Raw genomic sequence first — 18,195 nt, forward strand, 5'->3', positions numbered from 1 at the left:
CGCCCTTGGACGAGATGAACGATCGCACCTGCATCGTCACCCGCAGGCAAGCCGAACCGGATGAACTGATCCGTTTCGTCGTCGGCCCGGATTCGGCCGTCGTTCCGGACATCAAGAGAAACCTGCCCGGCCGCGGTTGCTGGGTGACAGCCGACCGCCTACATATAGAAAAGGCAGCGGCCAAAAACCTGTTTGCCCGTGCTTTTAAGGCGCAGGTGAGCGTGCCGGCCGATCTTGGCGGCATGGTCGACGCGCTGCTTTCCAGGTCCGCTCTGGGCATGCTTGGCCTGGCCCGCAAGGCGGGCGCCATAGCGCTCGGAGCGACCAAGGTCGAGAGCGCCGTGCGCGGCGGACTTGCACTTTTCGTGCTCCACGCGACCGAGGCTTCCGACGATGGCGTCCGCAAGATAAGCCAGGCGCGACGGGCAACCGTCCACCTCGGCGGGCCTGCGATCCGCGCTTACAAACTTTTCTCCGAGGCCGAGTTGAGCTTGGCATTGGGGGGTACAAATGTGATACATGCTGCCGTTCTCGCGGGAGACGCGGGCAGGGCGGTGCAGAAGCGCATGGTTGCGCTCGACCGATATCGGGGCGGTTCCCCGGACGATCTGGCAATGCTTGCGGCCGTTGCTGACGAAGATGATGCCGCAGAGGATATGGAATGAGCGATACGAAATCGGGCGACGACAAGACGCTGAGTGTTACGCCGAAGAAGACCTTGACGCTGAAGCGCCCCGGTATGGAACAGGGCACGGTGCGCCAGAACTTCTCGCACGGCCGCACCAAGTCGGTGGTCGTCGAGACCAAGAAGCGCAAGTTCTCGCTGCCCGGCGACAAGCCGGAGCCGGCGGCAGCGCCTGTGTCCGTCTTCACGCCGAAGCCGGTCGCGGCAGCGCCTGCCGTGCAGGAAGCTCCCAAGGCGCCTCCCCCGCCGCCGCCGGTCGAACGCGGCGGCATGGTGCTGAACGAGTTGTCGCGCCAGGAAATGGAAGCACGCCGCCGGGCTCTCGAGGGCTCGAAGGTCCGCGATGTCGAGGATCGCCAGCGCGCCATCGAGGAAGCCAAGCGCCGCAGCGAGGACGAAGAGCGCCGCCGCCGCGAGCGCGAGGAATCGGCTCGCCGTCAGGCCGAGGAAGAGGCACGGCTGCAAGCCGAGGCCGAATCCCGCCGCCGTGCCGAGGAAGAGGCGCGCCGCCGTGCGCCGCTCGCCGCCGAACTGGCAACAGTCGATGACGAGGAAGAGGTCAAACCGAAGCGGACCGGTGCCGGCGCACCAGTGCGCCGTCTGGTCACGCCGGAAGTGGCGCGTCCGGCCAAACCGACCAAGGGCGAGGAGGACCGCCGCCGCGGCAAGCTGACGCTGAATTCGGCGCTTTCCGACGAGGATGCGCGCGCCCGCTCGCTCTCGTCGATGCGCCGCCGTCAGGAGAAATTCAAGCGCGCGTTGCATAACGAGCCACGCGAGAAAGTCATGCGTGAAGTGATCCTGCCCGAAACCATCACCATCCAGGAGCTGGCGCAGCGCATGTCCGAGCGCGCTGTCGACGTGGTCAAGTTCTTCATGAAGCAGGGCCAGATCCTGAAGCCTGGTGACGTCATCGACGCCGACACGGCCGAACTCGTCGCCACCGAATTTGGCCATACGGTCCGCCGCGTCGCCGAGTCCGACATCGAAGAGGGCTTGTTCAACATCGCCGATCGTCCCGAGGACCTGCAGCCGCGTCCGCCGGTGGTAACGATCATGGGTCATGTCGATCACGGCAAGACCTCGTTGCTCGATGCCATCCGCAATGCCAACGTCGTCTCCGGCGAGGCCGGCGGCATTACCCAGCATATCGGCGCCTATCAGGTCGAGAAGAACGGTCACAAGGTTACCTTCATCGACACGCCCGGCCACGCCGCCTTCACGGCGATGCGTGCCCGCGGTGCCCAGGCGACCGATATCGCCATCCTCGTGGTGGCAGCTGACGACAGCGTCATGCCGCAGACGATCGAATCGATCAATCACGCCAAGGCGGCCGGCGTTCCGATCATTGTGGCGATCAACAAGATCGACAAGCATGACGCCGACCCGCAGAAGGTGCGTTCGGAACTGCTGCGCCACGAGGTGTTCGTCGAATCCATGGGCGGTGAGGTGCTGGATGTCGAGGTGTCGGCGACCAAGGGCATCAATCTCGACAAGTTGCTCGAAGCGATCCTGCTGCAGGCCGAAATCCTCGACCTGAAGGCCAATCCGGACCGCACCGCCGAAGGCGTGGTCATCGAAGCCCAGCTCGACAAGGGCCGCGGCCCAGTCGCCACCGTGCTGGTGCAGACCGGCACGTTGATGCCGGGCGACATTCTCGTCGCCGGCAACGAATGGGGCCGGGTACGCGCGCTCGTCAATGATCGCGGCGAGCAGGTCAAGGAAGCGCCGCCGGCAATGCCGGTGGAGGTGCTCGGCCTGCAAGGCACGCCGCAGGCCGGCGACCGCTTCGCCGTGGTCAACAACGAGGCCCGCGCCCGCGAGATCACCGAATACCGCCAGCGTCTGGCACGCGAGAAGGCGGTTGCCAGGCATGCCGGCCAGCGCGGTTCGCTGGAGCAGATGATGTCGCAGTTGCAGACCAGCGGACTGAAAGAATTCCCGCTGGTTATCAAGGGCGACGTGCAGGGCTCGATCGAGGCGATCAACGCCGCGCTCGACAATCTCGGCACCGACGAGGTGCGCGCCCGCATCGTCCATGCGGGGGCTGGCGGCATTACTGAAAGCGACGTGTCGCTGGCGGAAACTTCGGGGGCTGCGATCATCGGCTTCAACGTTCGCGCCAATGCGCAGGCCCGCGCAGCCGCGGCTGCGGCAGGCATCGAGATCCGCTACTATTCGATCATCTACAATCTGGTCGATGATGTGAAAGCGGCTCTTTCCGGCCTGCTCTCGCCGGAGCGGCGCGAGACCTTCATCGGCAATGCCGAGATCCTCGAGATCTTCGACATCACCAAGGTCGGCAAGATCGCCGGCTGCCGTGTCACCGAAGGCAAGGTCGAGCGTGGTGCGGGCGTGCGCCTGATCCGCGACAACGTCGTCATCCACGAAGGCACGCTGAAGACCCTGAAGCGCTTCAAGGACGAGGTTTCGGAAGTTCCGGGCGGCCAGGAATGCGGCATGGCCTTCCAGAACTACGAGGACATGCGCGTCGGTGACGTCATCGAGTGCTTCCGCGTCGAGATGGTGACCAGGACGCTCTGAGCTCGAACGTTCGAGTTCGGGCATCCATCGAGACCGGGCGGTGGTCGAAAGACCGCCGCCCAAACCATATGAGACATGTGGTGCGGTCCTATCCCGCGCCCCACGATTTCAGGATAGAGAAAAATGCCCCGTTCAATCACATCAGGCCCATCCCAGCGCATGCTTCGCGTAGGCGAGCAGGTGCGCCATGCTCTGTCGGAAACCTTGCAGCGCGGCGAGATCCTCGATCCGCTGATCGAGAACACGGTGGTTTCGGTCTCGGAAGTGCGCATGTCGCCCGATCTCAAGATCGCCACCGCCTTCGTTTCGCCGCTCGGCGCCAAGGATGCCGGGGCGGTGATCGAGGCGCTCAACAAGCATGCGAAGTTCGTGCGCGGCCGCGTCTCCGGCGCGCTGCGCCAGATGAAGTACATGCCGGAATTCCGCTTCCGGCTCGACACCAGCTACGACAATTTCCAGAAGATAAACGAGTTGCTGCACTCGCCCGAAGTGGCGCGCGATCTCAGCGCCGACGACAAAGACAAAGACGACCGGAAGGACAGCGAATAGTGGCGCGTCGCGGCAAGAAGAAGGGCCGGCCGATCTCGGGCTGGCTGGTACTGGACAAGCCGGTCGGCATGGGCTCGACTGAAGCCGTCTCCAAGATCAAATGGCTGTTCCAGGCGGAAAAGGCCGGCCATGCCGGCACGCTCGACCCGCTGGCGTCCGGCATGCTGCCGATCGCGCTCGGCGAAGCGACCAAGACCGTGCCATACGTCCAGGACGGCGCCAAGGTCTACCGCTTCACGGTTGCCTGGGGCGAGGAGCGTTCGACCGACGACCTCGAAGGCCTGGCGACCAAAAGCTCGGACCGCCGTCCGGCGGAAGCCGACGTACGGGCGCTGCTTTCGAAATATACCGGCGTCATCATGCAGACGCCGCCGCAATTTTCGGCGATCAAGATCGCCGGCGAGCGCGCCTACGACCTTGCCCGCGATGGCGAGACGATCGACATTCCGGCACGCGAGGTCGAGATCGGCCGGCTCGATCTGGTCGAGCACATGGCCGATCGCACCATCTTCGAGGTCGAATGCGGCAAGGGCACCTATGTCCGCTCGCTGGCGCGCGACATGGGCCGCGACCTTGGCTGCTTCGGTCACATCGCCGAGCTGCGGCGGGTCGAGGTCGAGCCGTTCACGCAGGAAGATTTCGTTACCCTGGCCGAGCTGGAAGCCGCCCGCTTCGGCGAGCAGGGCGAGCCGCAAGAAGCAGACGCCCCGATCGACTTCGGTGCCATCGATGCACTTCTGGTCGACACCGCCGCCGCGCTCGAATGCCTGCCGCAGGTCGCGATCAGCGACGATGCGGCAACCAAAATCCGCCTCGGCAATCCGGTCATCATTCGCGGCCGTGACGCGCCGGTAGAAGCGGAGGAGGCCTGCGCCACCGCGCGCGGCAAGCTGGTCGCCATCGGCGCCATCGAGCAAGGCATGTTCAAGCCAAAGCGGGTCTTTATCGGGTAACAGCTGTCTCTCGGCGCATGATCTCCAACCGGATTCTATTTTGGGAAAGGATCATGCGCTAAATCAACAGGGCGACGGCGTCGTTTGCCGTCCGAAGGGATGCGCGGCACCGACGCTGCATTCGAGGGGGCACATGGCAAAGGCTGAGACGGGCAGGAAGCGGGCGGTGCTCAACACACGGCGGCCGCCCGTCGGGGCTTCGCCCGGCACGCTGATCGCCGACCCGGCGGCACGCCGTTCCGAGCTCAGGCTGACATTGATCTCGCCCGAAAAGTTCAAGACCATCGACAATGCCAGCATCGACGACGTCAACACCCATTGCCACAATTGGCCGGTTATCTGGCTCGATTGCACAGGCCTCGCCAACATCCAGCTGATCGAGGAGATCGGCCGGATCTTCAACCTGCATCCGTTGGCGCTGGAAGATGTCGTCAACACCGGCCAGCGGCCGAAGGTGGATTTCTTCGAGGACCATGCCTTTGTCGTCGTCAGGATGATCGACGATGTCACCGCGCATCGCTACGAACAGATCGCCGTCTTCTTCGGCAGGAACTTCGTCGTCACCTTCCAGGAACGCGAAGGCGACCCGTTCGATCCCGTGCGCAAGCGGATCGCAAGCTCGGTGCCCAACCGCTTGCGCTCGCGCGGCGCCGACTATCTCGCCTATGCTTTGATCGACGCCATCGTCGACAGCTATTTCCCGCCGATCGAGGCTGCCGGCGAATTGGTCGACAGCATTGAGGACCAGATGCTGAACCAGGCGCACAAGCATCAGATGCGGCAGCTTCACGAATTGCGGCGCGATGCCAATGTGCTGAAGGGCGTGCTTTGGCCGATGCGCGACGCGGTGGCGACCATGATCCGCAACGACGTCTCTTATGTGAAGGCCGAAACCAAGATATTTCTGAACGACACGCTCGATCATTCGCTGCGATTGATCGAACTGGTCGAAACCCAGCGCGACATGCTGACCGGCCTGATCGAGATGCACTTGTCGCTCAGCCAGGCGCGCACCAACGACGTCATCAGCTATCTGACGATCGTCTCGGTGATCTTCATGCCGCTTACCTTTCTCGTCGGCGTATGGGGCATGAATTTCGACCCCGACACCTCGCCCTGGAACATGCCGGAGCTGAAAGCCTATTACGGCTATCCCCTGTCGCTCGTCTTCATGGCGCTTGTTGCGGTCGGGCTCTTTGCGTACTTCAAATGGAAGAAATGGCTCTGACTAGGCGGAAGTGCCCGTTTATGCAGCAAAAAGCCGGCTTGTGAATTAGGCTGGCCTTTTTGTCGGAATTGCACTATATGCGCCGCAGCCTCGCGCTTTGACGCGTTGCTTGCACCGGCCCCTGCTGGACGACATCCCGGCTGAGGGCGTCCCGTTTCCTCAAACAGACAAGGAAAAACACGATGTCGATTACTGCCGAACGCAAGAAGGAATTGATGGGCGAATTCGCAACCGCCAAGGGCGATACCGGGTCTCCGGAAGTCCAGGTGGCCATCCTTTCGGAGCGCATCAAGAACCTGACCGATCATTTCAAGGACCACAAGAAGGATAACCATTCCCGCCGTGGTCTGCTCGCTCTCGTTTCCCAGCGCCGCAGCCTGCTTGATTATCTCAAGCGCAAGGACGACGCGCGCTATCAGACGCTGATCGAGAAGCTCGGTCTGCGCCGTTGACGAATTGACCGGCGGGTTCTTTCGAGAGCCCGCCGGTCGCGCATTGGAGCATCGGATCATCCAAGGCTCCAATGAAGAAAGCAGAGCGCCGCGCACCGGTTTGGACGCGCAAAGGACGCTCTGAAGTTTAGATTTGCGCAGGATACTTTCCGAAAACCTGGTTTTCGGGTTCACGCGCAAGGCCAGTCGGATCGATTGGCCAACCCGGTTTCGAAACAGCAGAGGGCCACTCGAAACCGCCCATGGACGGTCATGGGGCAGGATTGCAGGACGCTCGTGCGGCACCGCGCCGAATAGCCGAGCTTCCCGTTGTCTTGCCCGTGGCTGCCCGAGAAAGGAAGCCAAGGGAAAGGGCATCCGCGCACGCTGAAACGGCGCGGCCCTTTCCGCATACGAAGGACAAGACATGTTCAATTACCACAAAGTGGAAATCGAATGGGGCGGCCGTCCGCTCATTCTCGAAACCGGCAAGATCGCGCGTCAGGCTGATGGCGCGGTGCTGGCCACCTACGGCGAAACCAAGGTTCTCGCCACCGTCGTCTCGATGAAAGAGCCGAAACCCGGCCTCGATTTCTTCCCGCTGACGGTCAACTACCAGGAGAAGACTTACGCCGCCGGCAAGATCCCGGGTGGCTATTTCAAGCGTGAAGGCCGTCCGAGCGAGAAGGAAACGCTGGTTTCCCGCCTGATCGACCGCCCGATCCGCCCGCTCTTCGCCGAAGGCTACAAGAACGACACCCAGATCGTCGTCACCGTCGTCCAGCACGATCTCGAAAATGACCCGGACATCCTGTCGATCGTCGCCACCTCCGCCGCCCTGACCTTGTCCGGCGTGCCGTTCATGGGCCCGGTTGGCGGCGCCCGCGTCGGCTACATCAACGGCGAATATGTGCTCAACCCGCATGTCGACGAGATGCAGGAATCGAAGCTCGACCTGGTCGTCGCCGGCACCGCCGACGCCGTGCTGATGGTCGAGTCCGAAGCCAAGGAACTCGGCGAGGACCTTATGCTTGGCGCCGTCATGTTCGGCCACAGGGGCTTCCAGCCGGTGATCGACGCGATCATCAAGCTGGCTGAAGTCGCGGCCAAGGACCCGCGCGACTTCACCGCGCCGGACTATTCCGCACTTGAAGCCGAGATGCTCAAGATCGTCGAAGGCGAGCTTCGCGACGCCTACAAGATCACCGACAAGCAGAAGCGCTATGCCGCCGTCGACGCCGTCAAGGCGAAGGTCAAGGCCGCGTTCGCGCCGGCAGAAGGCGAAGAGGCCAAATACACGTCCGAACAGATCGGCACCGTGTTCAAGGAGCTCCAGGCCAAGGTCGTGCGCTGGAACATTCTCGACACCGGCTCGCGCATCGACGGCCGCGACCTGAAGACGGTCCGCAAGATCGTCTCGGAAGTCGGCGTCCTGCCGCGCACGCACGGCTCGGCGCTGTTCACTCGCGGCGAGACCCAGGCACTGGTTGTCGCCACGCTCGGCACCGGCGAGGACGAGCAGTATGTCGATTCGTTGACCGGCATGTACAAGGAGAAGTTCCTCCTGCACTACAACTTCCCTCCCTATTCGGTCGGTGAAACCGGCCGCATGGGTTCGCCGGGCCGCCGCGAAATCGGCCATGGCAAGCTCGCCTGGCGCGCCATCCGGCCGATGCTTCCGACCGCCGACCAGTTCCCCTATACGTTGCGCGTCGTTTCGGAGATCACCGAGTCCAACGGCTCGTCGTCAATGGCTACCGTCTGCGGCACCTCGCTGGCTCTGATGGATGCCGGCGTGCCGCTTGCCAAGCCGGTCGCCGGCATTGCGATGGGCCTGATCAAGGAAGGCGTGCGCTTCGCCGTGCTCTCCGACATCCTTGGCGACGAGGACCACCTCGGCGACATGGACTTCAAGGTTGCCGGCACCGCCTACGGCATCACCTCGCTGCAGATGGACATCAAGATCGAGGGCATCACCGAGGAGATCATGAAGATCGCCCTCGACCAGGCCAAGGATGGCCGTCAGCACATTCTCGGCGAAATGGCCCACGCGCTGTCCGGCGCACGTGCCGAGCTCGGCGAGTTCGCGCCGCGCATCGAGGTCATGCACATCCCGACCGACAAGATCCGCGACGTGATCGGCTCGGGCGGCAAGGTCATCCGCGAGATCGTCGAAAAGACCGGCGCCAAGATCAACATCGAGGACGACGGCACCGTCAAGATCGCCTCGGCCAATGCCAAGGAGATCGAGGCGGCGAAGAAGTGGATACACACCATCGTCGCCGAGCCGGAAGTCGGTGAAATCTACGAAGGCACGGTCGTCAAGACCGCCGACTTCGGCGCTTTCGTCAATTTCTTCGGTCCGCGTGACGGCCTCGTCCACATCTCGCAACTCGCCAATGACCGCGTTGCCAAGACCTCCGATGTGGTCAAGGAAGGCGACAAGGTCTGGGTCAAGCTGATGGGCTTCGACGAGCGCGGCAAGGTCCGCCTGTCGATGAAGGTCGTCGACCAGGCCACCGGCAAGGAAATCCTGCGCGACAAGAAGAGCGAAGGCGAAGAAAACGCCGCCTAAGCTGATCTAACTATGCAATCGAAGCGGGCGCGCCGGAAGGTCGCGCCCGTTTGCGTTTCAACAACAGCCTTGCAGTTCAAGAGTGGTGAATGTCCGCCGAGCCGCTGAAAACGCTTTTCCATCAGTTCGAGGCCGGTGCTGTTTCCCTGCCACGAAAGGATGAACGCATACTCTTTCTCGGTGCCGAGCCCGGCTTTCGCTTGCCGGAAGGGTTTGATGCCAAGCTTCATCTTGTCCAAGGCTTCAGGCCGCACTTTCGCGCCTTGCAGGCGTCCGGCTTCGCGGTCACGCCGCAGGTCGAAGGCGAGGCTTTCGACGCGGCATTTGTGCTCGCTGGCCGCCATCGCGGCCAAAACGAGTTGCGCGTTGCCGAAGCGGTCGAACGCGCAGCACCAGGCGGGTTGATCGTCGTCGCCGGCAGCAAGGACGATGGAATCGCCAGCCTGCGCAAGCATGTCGGCGCCCTTGTGCCGCTCGAAGGCCACCTGCCGAAGCATCACGGCATTGCCTTCTGGTTTCGCCGGCCGGCCGATACCGTTGCCGCGGCAACGCTTCGCGCCGCCAATCCGGACTTGGTGGTCGAGGACCGCTTCCGCACGGCCCCAGGCATGTTTTCCTTCGACAAGATCGATGCCGGATCGAAGCTGCTGGTCGAAAATCTGCCCAACGATCTGCGTGGCAGCGTTGCGGATTTCTGTGCCGGTTGGGGCTATGTCGCCGCCGAAGTCGCCGCCCGCTCACCCGGCATATCGGCGCTTGACCTTTACGAAGCGGATTTCGAGGCGCTGGAGGCGGCCAAGGCCAATGTCGGCAACACAGGCGTGGAGCCACGTTTCTTCTGGATAGATCTTTTGAGAGAACCGGTCGAGCGCCGCTACGACGTGGTCGTCATGAACCCGCCCTTTCACCGCAGCCGGGCGACTGAGCCGGAAATCGGTGCCGGCATGATCCGCGCGGCAGGCAAGGCGCTGAAGCCCGGCGGCCGGCTGTTCATGGTGGCAAACCGTCAGCTTCCCTACGAACCGGTGCTGGCGGCCGCCTTCTCCAGCCATGCGGAGCTCGCCCGCGACGGCATGTTCAAGGTCTTATCGGCGCGACGCTGAAATCCTGCGGGGCAAGCCGGCGATACGTCGCTCGCGCTATTCCCGCCCGCCGTCGGTCTGCTTCAATTCGTCAAGCGTCGGCATGGAAACGATGTGATAGCCGGAATCGACATAGTGGATTTCGCCGGTGACGCCGGAGGACAGGTCGGACAGCAAATAGAGCGCGGAGCCGCCGACTTCGTCGATCGTCACTGTACGGCGTAGCGGCGCGTTGCGCTGCTGGTAGGAGAACATGTGGCGTGCGTCGGAAATCCCGGCGCCCGCAAGCGTCCGTACCGGTCCCGCCGATATGCCGTTCACCCTGATGCCGCGCGGGCCGTAGTCGTTGGCGAGATAGCGGACGCTGGCCTCCAGCCCCGCCTTGGCGACACCCATAACGTTGTAGTTCGGCATGACACGGACCGAACCGGCATAGGTCAGCGTGATCATCGAACCGCTATCCTTCATCAATGTGGCGGCGTGACGGGCGATCTCGGTGAAGGAGTAGCAGGAGATCACCATGGTGCGGATGAAGTTGTCGCGGCTCGTGTCGGCGTAGAGGCCTTTCAGCTCGTTCTTGTCGGAAAAGCCGATGGCATGGACGACGAAATCCAGCCCGCCCCACGCCTTCCCCAAAGTCTCGAAAGTCGCGGCGACCGACACGCTGTCCTCGACGTCGCAAGGCACCACCAGGGATGCGCCCAATTTCTCGGCGAGCGGCTTGACCCGGCGCCCGAAGGCCTCGCCCTGATAGGTGAAGGCGAGGTCCGCGCCATGTTCGGACAGTTTGCGGGCGATACCCCAGGCGATCGAATGATCGTTGGCAACACCCATGACAAGCCCGCGCTTGCCCTTCATCAATCCGTCCATGGTCGGCAAATCCTTATGCGGAATAGCGCTGGAAAATCAGCGTTGCGTTGGTGCCACCGAAACCGAACGAATTGGACAAAACGGTGTCGATCCTTGCATCGTCGATGCGCTTGCGCACGATCGGCATGCCCTCGAATTCCGGATCGAGGTTCTCAATGTGGGCACTCTCGCCGATGAAGCCGCCTTGCATCATCAGGATCGAGTAGATCGATTCCTGCACGCCGGCGGCGCCCAGAGAATGGCCGGTTAGCGATTTGGTCGACGTGATGAAAGGCATCTTCTCGCCGAACACCTCGCGGATGGCGCCCATTTCCTTGGAGTCGCCGACAGGCGTCGAGGTGCCGTGCGTATTGATGTAGTCGACCGGCGAGGACACCGTTGCGAGCGCCTGCTTCATGCAGCGCGCCGCGCCTTCGCCCGACGGCGCCACCATGTCGTAGCCGTCCGATGTCGCGCCATAGCCGACGATCTCGGCATAGATCTTGGCGCCGCGTGCCTTGGCATGCTCGAGCTCTTCAAGAATCAGCACGCCGGCGCCGCCGGCAATGACGAAACCGTCGCGATCGACGTCGTAGGCGCGTGAGGCGACCGATGCCCTGTCGTTGAACTTGGACGACATGGCGCCCATGGCATCGAAGAGATCCGACATCGTCCAGTCGAGATCCTCATGGCCGCCGGCGAAGACGATGTCCTGCTTGCCCCACTGGATCAGCTCGTAGCCATTGCCGATGCAATGCGCAGACGTCGAGCAGGCTGATGAGATCGAATAGTTGACGCCGTGGATCTTGAACCAGGTGGCAAGCGTCGCCGACGCGGTCGACGACATCGCTTTTGGCACCGCGAACGGTCCGATCCGCTTGGGGCTGCCGTTTTTGATCGTGGTCTCGGCCGCCTCGACGATTGCACGGGTCGACGGTCCGCCGGAGCCCATCACGATGCCGGTGCGCTCGTTGGTGATGTCGGCCTCGTCGAGGCCGGCGTCTGCGATCGCCTGGTCCATTGCGACATGGTTCCAGGCAGCACCCTGCGACAGGAAGCGCATGGCGCGACGGTCGATCATGCCCGATGGGTCCAGCGTCGGCGCACCCCACACCCGGCAACGGAAGCCATGCTCGGCGAAAGAGTCGGAGAAGCTGATGCCGGACCTGGCATCGTGCAGCGAGGTCTGCACCTCGTTGGCATTGTTGCCTATCGACGACACGATGCCGAGACCTGTGACTACGACCCGTCTCATTCGCAACTCCTTCCAGCGCGGACCCCGAACCTGAAATCAATTTCCGGAATGGAACCATGCGCAAAATTAAAAGTGCTACAGCGTTCATCAGACGTCCAAGACGTCGTACTGTAGGGTCTTCGTTCAGACGGCGGCCGATTGCTTGGACAGACCGACCTTCAGATCCGTTGCCGCGTATATGGGCTCGCCATCTGCCTTCAGCCAGCCATCGGCGATGCCAAGCACAAGCCGACCGCGCATCACTCGCTTGAAGTCGACGCCATACTCCACCTTCTTGACCGAAGGCGTGACCATGCCTTTGAACCTCACCTCACCGGTCGACAGCGCCATCCCCTTGCCGGGTTCACCGAGCCATCCGAGATAGAACCCCGTCAACTGCCACATGGCGTCCAGGCCTAGGCATCCTGGCATGATCGGATTACCGATGAAATGGCAGGCGAAAAACCACAAATCCGGCTTGATATCGAATTCCGCGCGGATGAAACCCTTGTCGAATGCACCGCCGGTCTCGCTGATCTCGGTGATGCGGTCGAACATCAGCATCGGCGGATAGGGCAGCTGCGCATTTCCCGGTCCGAACAGCTCGCCGCGGGCGCAGGCAAGCAATTCCTCGTAACCGTAGCTGGATTTCGAACCCGCCATCAATCTCGTCCCCGTGATCGTCCCGGGCGATAGGCGCCCTTGTCGGTGGTTTCCTAACACAATCTGTTTCAGGCCGGAAACCGGCGCTTGCGCTTAACCTGCCCGTCTGCCCGGGTCAATGCGCGCTATTGATCGCATTCGGTCGACAGAATATATGTCAGGACACGTCCGGTTTCGGCAGATGCTCAATTTCTGCCATTTTGGACCTGTCTGAGGCGGAATTGTGAGCGCGACGGATACATGGATCTGGGTTGCCGGAAGGATAATGTCGCTGTGGACAAGCGGGTTCGCGAGGCCGGTCTGAGGCCGACACGCCAGCGCATCGCGCTGGCAGATCTGCTTTTCGCCAAGGGCGACCGCCATCTTTCGGCCGAGGAACTGCACGAGGAGGCGCTTGCCGCCGGCGTGCCGGTGTCTCTGGCCACCGTCTACAATGCTCTGCACCAGTTTACCCAGGCCGGTCTTCTCCGCATCCTTGCCGTCGAGGGATCGAAGACTTATTTCGACACCAACACCTCCGATCACCATCATTTCTATATCGAGGGCGAAAACAGGATCTTCGATATCGACAGCGGCCCGGTGACGGTTTCCAACCTGCCGGAACCGCCGGAGGGCATGGAGATCGCCAATGTCGATATCGTGGTGAGACTGCGTCCGAAACGCTGCGACTGACCGGCGCCTTATGAAATTCCTGGATTTGACGCTCCGGCTCGAATGGGTCGCCGTCGCGGTGGCGGCTCTTGTCTTCTATGCAATCGCCGGTGTTTCCTGGTGGCTGTTTGCCGTGCTCATTCTGGCGCCCGACCTGTCGATGCTGGGTTACATGGCCGGGCCGCGCGTCGGGGCTGTCGCCTACAACGCCTTGCACATACTGATCTTGCCCGTTCTGCTGGCGCTTGTCGGCAGCGTCTTTGACAACGCAATGGCGATAGCTGTCGCGCTGATCTGGATCGCCCACATCGCCATCGACCGCGCTCTGGGCTATGGTTTGAAGCTGTCAAGCAGTTTCCAGGATACCCATCTCGGCCGCATCGGCCGCTAAACCATCCCCGAACCGAAGATCAGCGAAACAAATGCCGGATCCGGTGCTTGCAGCGCTGGCCCGACCTCCGGTTCGGAAAAGTCAGTTCTTGACCTTTTCGCCGGGATAGGCACCCCAGACCAGCGACTGCGCGAGCCAGCCGGTATGGCCGTCGAAGGTCATTTCGCACCACTGGCCATCGCAGGACTTGATCGTGCCCATCACCCCCGGTTCGAGGATCGCGATGACGCCTGCATCTTTTGCCGGGTCGTCAAGGAGGTTGACGCGAGCGTCCTTGCCGCGCTGCCAGGGGGCGACGATCGCCGTGCGACGGCCCGAAAGCAGCGACTGATTGATCCAGCCTTCCGAGCCGTCGGCATCACGCACACGGCGCCACGTATCGAACTCCTGGATGATCTCCATCGGCAGGCCTGGCTTCATATACATCCAGTCGACGGAATAATTGACGCCCGGCCCAACGCGCGAGTTGACGCGGCCGGATTTCAGGCTGACGAAGCGCGGCAGCGGCAAGCCGCTTGGTCCGAGCGTGACGCTCTGGGCGGGTGCGGCGGCACTTTGCGCCATCACCAGTGGGCTATGGATGAGAGCGCCGAGGAATGCTGCACTGAGGGTCAGGCGGAGCGACGCGAAACCAGACACTTTCGTTCCTTTCGGCGCCCGCCCATCGGCCTTCGCGCCCATTTTTCTTTGTCTTCGGCGGAACCGCTTGTTACATGGATGACCGGTACCGCGATCGGCTCTCAGTTTCGCCGTTCTTGGTTAAAGAGGTCTCAACGAGATCGGGTTCGAGGAAACAATGGCAGGCAAAAAGAAGCCCCTCGTCGTCATCACGCGCAAGTTGCCCGACCTAGTCGAGACCCGCATGCGCGAGTTGTTCGACGCCCGCTTGAATGTGGAGGACAGGCCGATGACGCAGCCGGAACTGGTGGCGGCGGTCAAGGAGGCCGACGTGCTGGTGCCGACTGTGACCGACAATATCGACGCGGCGCTGATTGCCCAGGCCGGCGACAACCTCAAGCTGATCGCCAACTTCGGCAATGGCGTCGACAAGATCGACGTTGCGGCAGCGGCCAAGAAAGGCATCACCGTCACCAACACGCCGAACGTGCTGACCGAAGATACGGCCGACATGACCATGGCGCTGCTGCTGGCCGTACCGCGACGGCTGGCCGAAGGCGCCAACGTGCTGACCGGCGACAAGAAATGGGCGGGATGGTCGCCGACCTGGATGCTCGGCCGTCGCATCTGGGGCAAACGGCTCGGCATTGTCGGCATGGGTCGGATCGGCACTGCCGTCGCCAGGCGCGCCAAGGCGTTTGGCCTCTCGATCCACTACCACAACCGCCACCGCGTGCTGCCGGCAATCGAGGACGAGTTGGAAGCCACGTATTGGGAAAGCCTCGACCAGATGCTTGCCCGTATGGACATTATCTCGGTCAATTGCCCATCGACACCGGCAACTTTCCATCTGCTTTCGGCACGGCGGCTGGCGCTTCTGCAACCGTCCGCTTACATAGTCAACACCGCGCGCGGAGATATCATCGATGAGGAATCGCTGATCAAGCTCATCCATGACGGCAAGATCGCCGGCGCCGGCCTCGACGTCTACGAGCACGAGCCGGCGCTGAACAGCAAGCTGCTGAAGCTTGCCCACAAAGGCAAGGTCGTGCTGTTGCCGCATATGGGTTCGGCGACGCTCGAAGGCCGTATCGACATGGGCGAGAAGGTGATCATCAATATCCGCGCCTTCTTCGATGGTCATCGCCCGCCCGACCGCGTGCTGCCGTTGAGGGCGTGACCTGCCGTCACGCCGGCACGGTCTTGCCGCGGCAACCGCGCGTTCGTCGTTGGATAGCTTTGGCTTACGAAAACGCCTTGCGCATGGTGATTGAGGTCGGCCGGTCGTAGCCCTTGTGCGCTGTCCGTTCGGTTTCACGAAAACCGAGGCGGGCAAAGGCTGCGTGATTTCCGGTCAGCTCGATCCGGGTCTGGAGCTCGATGGCGGTCCTGTTGTGGCTGCGGGCAAGATCTTCGACGGCCTGCATCAGCTGTTTTCCAATGCCTTGTCCCTGAAGAACCGGCTCGACCGCGAGCTTTCCAACATAGAGCTCGTCTGCGCGCTTCAGGATGAAGACGCAACCGACGATCTCGTTTTCCTTCAGCGCCAGGAATGCTGTCTCCTCCAGCGCTCTAGCCCTGAGATTTTCAACGGTGAGCCGATGCGCCGAGGACGGCGGGTCAATAACCCCGTCCATAAAGGCGAAGGCCCGCATGACCAGCGCCAGCACCTCGTCCCAACAGTCGAAATCGGCGGCAAGCTGCACGATGGAAACGTCGGCAGGCAGGCTCACGGGCTGGTTCGCTTGTAGCGGATCGTGTCGAAGCGTGCCGCCAGCGCATCGTAGAGCAGCAGTCGTCCGACCAGCGGCTCGCCAATCCCGGTGATCAGCTTGATCGCTTCCATGGCTTGCAGCGTGCCGATGACCCCGGTCAGCGCGCCGACAATGCCGGCCACCGCGCAGGATGGCACCAGTCCCGGCGGCGGCGCCTCGGGAAAGAGATCGCGGTAGCTTGGGTTCAACTTGCCGTCCGGGCCGGTTTCGAATGGCTTCAGTACGGTGACCGAGCCGTCGAAGCGGCCAACGGCGGCATGCACGAGCGGCCGGCTTTCCGCGGCGCAGGCGTCGGCCACCGCGTAGCGTGTCTCGAAATTGTCGGAGCCGTCAACGACGATGTCATAACGGGCAATGAGGGTAGGGGCGTTGTCCAGGGTCAGCCTGAAATTGTGCTCTTCCACGACGACGTTTGGATTGATGCGGATGATCGCCGCTCTGGCGCTGTCGGTTTTCGCCACCCCGACATCGCCCGTGGCGTGGATCACTTGTCGTTGCAGGTTGGAAAGCGAAACGATGTCGTCGTCGACGATACCGAGAGTGCCAATCCCTGCGGCGGCGAGATATTCGAGCACCGGCGCTCCCAATCCGCCGGCGCCAATGACGAGCACCCGCGCCCGCTTCAGCCGCTGCTGGCCCGCGCCGCCGATCTCGGGCAGCACGATGTGGCGGGCGTAGCGTTCGAGCTCTTCATCGGTGAGGGCGGCTGTGATCATCGCCGGACCATATAACGGAGGAAAAAACTTGTCAGGCGTCAATGCATGCAGCTCAGAAATGCGCCATGGACGAAATTCAAATGGTCGGCCTGACCGTGCCGTGATCGACGGTCAGGAATTGCGCGCGTCCCTTGAGGCTGTCAAACAACGCGGCATCGGTCCCGGTCATGAAGGCCTGGCAGTTTAGTTCCTCCAGGATCGAGAACAAGGCCGCCCGTCGACCGCCGTCGAGATGGGCGGCGATCTCGTCGAGCAGCAGGATCGGTGTCATGCCCGACATCTCGCCGGTTAGCCGCGCATGCGACAAGACAATGCCGACCAGCAGCGCCTTCTGCTCGCCGGTCGAACAGAGCTCGGCCGGCATCGCCTTGGGCCGGTGGCGCACCACGAGGTCGGAACGGTGCGGGCCGTCGAGCGTGCGTCCGGCGGTGCGGTCGCGGTCGCGCCCCTGGGCAAGCGCACGACGGAACCGTTCCTCTACGTCGACGGCCGGCAAAATACCGAGTTCGCCTTCCAGTTCGCCAGAGATGCCGATGTCGGCTTGCGGAAACGGTCCGTCGCCGGGCAGCCGGTCGATCATGGCGGCGAGCAGGCGCACCAGTTCGGCACGCGCCGCGGCAATTGCCACGCCGGTCTCGGCCATTTGCATCTCGATCGCATCGAACCAGGCACCGTCGCGTGAACCGTCGGCGAGCAGTCTGTTGCGGCCGCGCATTGCCTTTTCGTAGTCAAGCGCGCGCTGGCCGTGGCCAGGATCGATCGCCAGCACCAGCCGGTCTAGGAAGCGCCGGCGGTCGGCAGCCGGCCCGGGGAACAGGCCGTCCATGGCCGGTGTCAGCCAGACCACGCGCAGCCATTCCAGCATGTCTTCGGCTGAGCGTGCCGTCGCGCCGTTGATCCGCACCCGCCGGCCGGCTTCGCCGTCGCTGCCCGATATTCCGGTACCGATCTCGACCTGGCCTTCCGGCCCGTCAAGCCGGGCATGCAGCGCAAAGCCACCGTCGCCGCCTTCGCGCGCCACCTCGGAATAGGGTGCGCGGCGCAGGCCGCGGCCCGGCGTGAGCAGCGAGATCGCTTCAAGCAGATTGGTCTTGCCGGCGCCATTGTCGCCGGAGAAAACCACAGCACCGGGATCAAGGTCGATTGCCAACGCCGCATAGTTGCGGAAATTCGTAAGTGTGAGCTTACTTATGTACGTCTGCTGCGGTTTTGCAGATCTGGTCACGACAGCAAGATGGCCCCGTTCGGGCC

At 62.7% G+C, this 18,195-nt stretch carries 18 protein-coding genes; 11 read left to right on the plus strand and 7 right to left on the minus strand.

Going from position 1 to position 18,195, the window contains the following annotated elements:
• The first annotated feature begins 14 nt into the window (after positions 1-14).
• From NKI54_RS07100 to NKI54_RS07135, 8 genes are all read left to right on the plus strand, one after another.
• Positions 15-665, plus strand: coding sequence for an RNA-binding protein (locus NKI54_RS07100; RefSeq protein ID WP_352455116.1), 651 nt, complete (start codon positions 15-17; stop codon positions 663-665).
• Positions 662-3,229, plus strand: a complete 2,568-nt coding sequence (gene infB, locus NKI54_RS07105) for a translation initiation factor IF-2 (RefSeq protein ID WP_352589066.1) — start codon at positions 662-664, stop codon at positions 3,227-3,229. Before NKI54_RS07100 ends, infB begins: the two co-directional genes overlap by 4 nt.
• Positions 3,230-3,352: 123 nt before the next feature.
• Positions 3,353-3,778, plus strand: coding sequence for a 30S ribosome-binding factor RbfA (gene rbfA, locus NKI54_RS07110; protein WP_023676904.1), 426 nt, complete (start codon positions 3,353-3,355; stop codon positions 3,776-3,778).
• Positions 3,778-4,731 carry a tRNA pseudouridine(55) synthase TruB gene (gene truB, locus NKI54_RS07115; RefSeq protein WP_352635763.1) on the plus strand — a complete coding sequence of 318 codons (954 nt, stop codon included), beginning with the start codon at positions 3,778-3,780 and terminating at the stop codon, positions 4,729-4,731. Before rbfA ends, truB begins: the two co-directional genes overlap by 1 nt.
• Positions 4,732-4,864: 133 nt before the next feature.
• A complete protein-coding gene (corA, locus tag NKI54_RS07120; protein WP_352455119.1) occupies positions 4,865-5,959 on the plus strand; it encodes a magnesium/cobalt transporter CorA in 1,095 nt (364 codons plus the stop codon).
• Between the two features lie 140 nt (positions 5,960-6,099).
• A complete protein-coding gene (gene rpsO / locus NKI54_RS07125) occupies positions 6,100-6,411 on the plus strand; it encodes a 30S ribosomal protein S15 (protein WP_280940423.1) in 312 nt (103 codons plus the stop codon).
• A 406-nt stretch (positions 6,412-6,817) separates the two neighbouring features.
• Complete coding sequence (gene pnp, locus NKI54_RS07130; protein WP_352691035.1) at positions 6,818-8,965, plus strand: polyribonucleotide nucleotidyltransferase; 2,148 nt, start codon at positions 6,818-6,820, stop codon at positions 8,963-8,965.
• 89 nt (positions 8,966-9,054) lie between these two features.
• Positions 9,055-10,068 (plus strand): class I SAM-dependent methyltransferase, encoded by a 1,014-nt coding sequence (locus tag NKI54_RS07135; protein ID WP_352635757.1) that lies wholly within the window; start codon positions 9,055-9,057, stop codon positions 10,066-10,068.
• A 36-nt stretch (positions 10,069-10,104) separates the two neighbouring features.
• On the opposite strand, the gene fabI is transcribed toward NKI54_RS07135, so the two are convergent.
• The 3 genes from fabI to fabA form a co-directional block, all read right to left on the minus strand.
• Positions 10,105-10,917 (minus strand): enoyl-ACP reductase FabI, encoded by an 813-nt coding sequence (gene fabI / locus NKI54_RS07140; protein WP_352635755.1) that lies wholly within the window; start codon positions 10,915-10,917, stop codon positions 10,105-10,107.
• Between the two features lie 13 nt (positions 10,918-10,930).
• Positions 10,931-12,151 (minus strand): beta-ketoacyl-ACP synthase I, encoded by a 1,221-nt coding sequence (fabB, locus tag NKI54_RS07145; RefSeq protein ID WP_023676911.1) that lies wholly within the window; start codon positions 12,149-12,151, stop codon positions 10,931-10,933.
• 123 nt (positions 12,152-12,274) lie between these two features.
• Entirely contained in the window at positions 12,275-12,793 is a 519-nt protein-coding gene (fabA, locus tag NKI54_RS07150; protein WP_023676912.1) for a 3-hydroxyacyl-[acyl-carrier-protein] dehydratase FabA, read from the minus strand.
• Positions 12,794-13,033: 240 nt separating this feature from the next.
• On the opposite strand from fabA, the gene irrA reads away from it, so the two are divergent.
• Complete coding sequence (gene irrA / locus NKI54_RS07155; protein ID WP_023676913.1) at positions 13,034-13,465, plus strand: iron response transcriptional regulator IrrA; 432 nt, start codon at positions 13,034-13,036, stop codon at positions 13,463-13,465.
• 10 nt (positions 13,466-13,475) lie between these two features.
• Positions 13,476-13,835, plus strand: coding sequence for a DUF4260 domain-containing protein (locus NKI54_RS07160; RefSeq protein WP_023676914.1), 360 nt, complete (start codon positions 13,476-13,478; stop codon positions 13,833-13,835).
• A gap of 81 nt (positions 13,836-13,916) precedes the next feature.
• Here NKI54_RS07160 and NKI54_RS07165 read toward each other — a convergent pair whose 3' ends face one another.
• Positions 13,917-14,474, minus strand: coding sequence for an SH3 domain-containing protein (locus NKI54_RS07165; protein WP_023676915.1), 558 nt, complete (start codon positions 14,472-14,474; stop codon positions 13,917-13,919).
• Positions 14,475-14,631: 157 nt separating this feature from the next.
• Between NKI54_RS07165 and NKI54_RS07170 the strand changes: the two genes are divergently transcribed.
• Positions 14,632-15,633 (plus strand): 2-hydroxyacid dehydrogenase, encoded by a 1,002-nt coding sequence (locus NKI54_RS07170; RefSeq protein ID WP_352589090.1) that lies wholly within the window; start codon positions 14,632-14,634, stop codon positions 15,631-15,633.
• Positions 15,634-15,697: 64 nt separating this feature from the next.
• Here NKI54_RS07170 and NKI54_RS07175 read toward each other — a convergent pair whose 3' ends face one another.
• The 3 genes from NKI54_RS07175 to recF form a co-directional block, all read right to left on the minus strand.
• Positions 15,698-16,186 carry a GNAT family N-acetyltransferase gene (locus NKI54_RS07175; RefSeq protein ID WP_352589093.1) on the minus strand — a complete coding sequence of 163 codons (489 nt, stop codon included), beginning with the start codon at positions 16,184-16,186 and terminating at the stop codon, positions 15,698-15,700.
• Entirely contained in the window at positions 16,183-16,944 is a 762-nt protein-coding gene (locus NKI54_RS07180) for a molybdopterin-synthase adenylyltransferase MoeB (protein WP_352635752.1), read from the minus strand. Before NKI54_RS07180 ends, NKI54_RS07175 begins: the two co-directional genes overlap by 4 nt.
• A gap of 76 nt (positions 16,945-17,020) precedes the next feature.
• On the minus strand, positions 17,021-18,169 hold the full coding sequence (recF, locus tag NKI54_RS07185; RefSeq protein WP_352576939.1) for a DNA replication/repair protein RecF: 1,149 nt from the start codon (positions 18,167-18,169) through the stop codon (positions 17,021-17,023).
• Between the last annotated feature and the right edge of the window lie 26 nt (positions 18,170-18,195).

The sequence above is a fragment of the Mesorhizobium sp. M0663 genome, from assembly GCF_040320585.1.
In the GTDB taxonomy this organism is placed as follows: Bacteria; Pseudomonadota; Alphaproteobacteria; order Rhizobiales; family Rhizobiaceae; genus Mesorhizobium.

Bases quoted from the DNA above. Each gene is read 5' to 3' on its own strand.
- NKI54_RS07100 (WP_352455116.1), top strand. From the start codon at position 15: ATGAACGATCGCACCTGCATCGTCACCCGCAGGCAAGCCGAACCGGAT.
- infB (WP_352589066.1), top strand. From the start codon at position 662: ATGAGCGATACGAAATCGGGCGACGACAAGACGCTGAGTGTTACGCCG.
- rbfA (WP_023676904.1), top strand. From the start codon at position 3,353: ATGCCCCGTTCAATCACATCAGGCCCATCCCAGCGCATGCTTCGCGTA.
- corA (WP_352455119.1), top strand. From the start codon at position 4,865: ATGGCAAAGGCTGAGACGGGCAGGAAGCGGGCGGTGCTCAACACACGG.
- pnp (WP_352691035.1), top strand. From the start codon at position 6,818: ATGTTCAATTACCACAAAGTGGAAATCGAATGGGGCGGCCGTCCGCTC.
- NKI54_RS07135 (WP_352635757.1), top strand. From the start codon at position 9,055: ATGTCCGCCGAGCCGCTGAAAACGCTTTTCCATCAGTTCGAGGCCGGT.
- fabI (WP_352635755.1), bottom strand. From the start codon at position 10,917: ATGGACGGATTGATGAAGGGCAAGCGCGGGCTTGTCATGGGTGTTGCC.
- fabB (WP_023676911.1), bottom strand. From the start codon at position 12,151: ATGAGACGGGTCGTAGTCACAGGTCTCGGCATCGTGTCGTCGATAGGC.
- fabA (WP_023676912.1), bottom strand. From the start codon at position 12,793: ATGGCGGGTTCGAAATCCAGCTACGGTTACGAGGAATTGCTTGCCTGC.
- irrA (WP_023676913.1), top strand. From the start codon at position 13,034: ATGGATCTGGGTTGCCGGAAGGATAATGTCGCTGTGGACAAGCGGGTT.
- NKI54_RS07160 (WP_023676914.1), top strand. From the start codon at position 13,476: ATGAAATTCCTGGATTTGACGCTCCGGCTCGAATGGGTCGCCGTCGCG.
- NKI54_RS07170 (WP_352589090.1), top strand. From the start codon at position 14,632: ATGGCAGGCAAAAAGAAGCCCCTCGTCGTCATCACGCGCAAGTTGCCC.
- NKI54_RS07180 (WP_352635752.1), bottom strand. From the start codon at position 16,944: ATGATCACAGCCGCCCTCACCGATGAAGAGCTCGAACGCTACGCCCGC.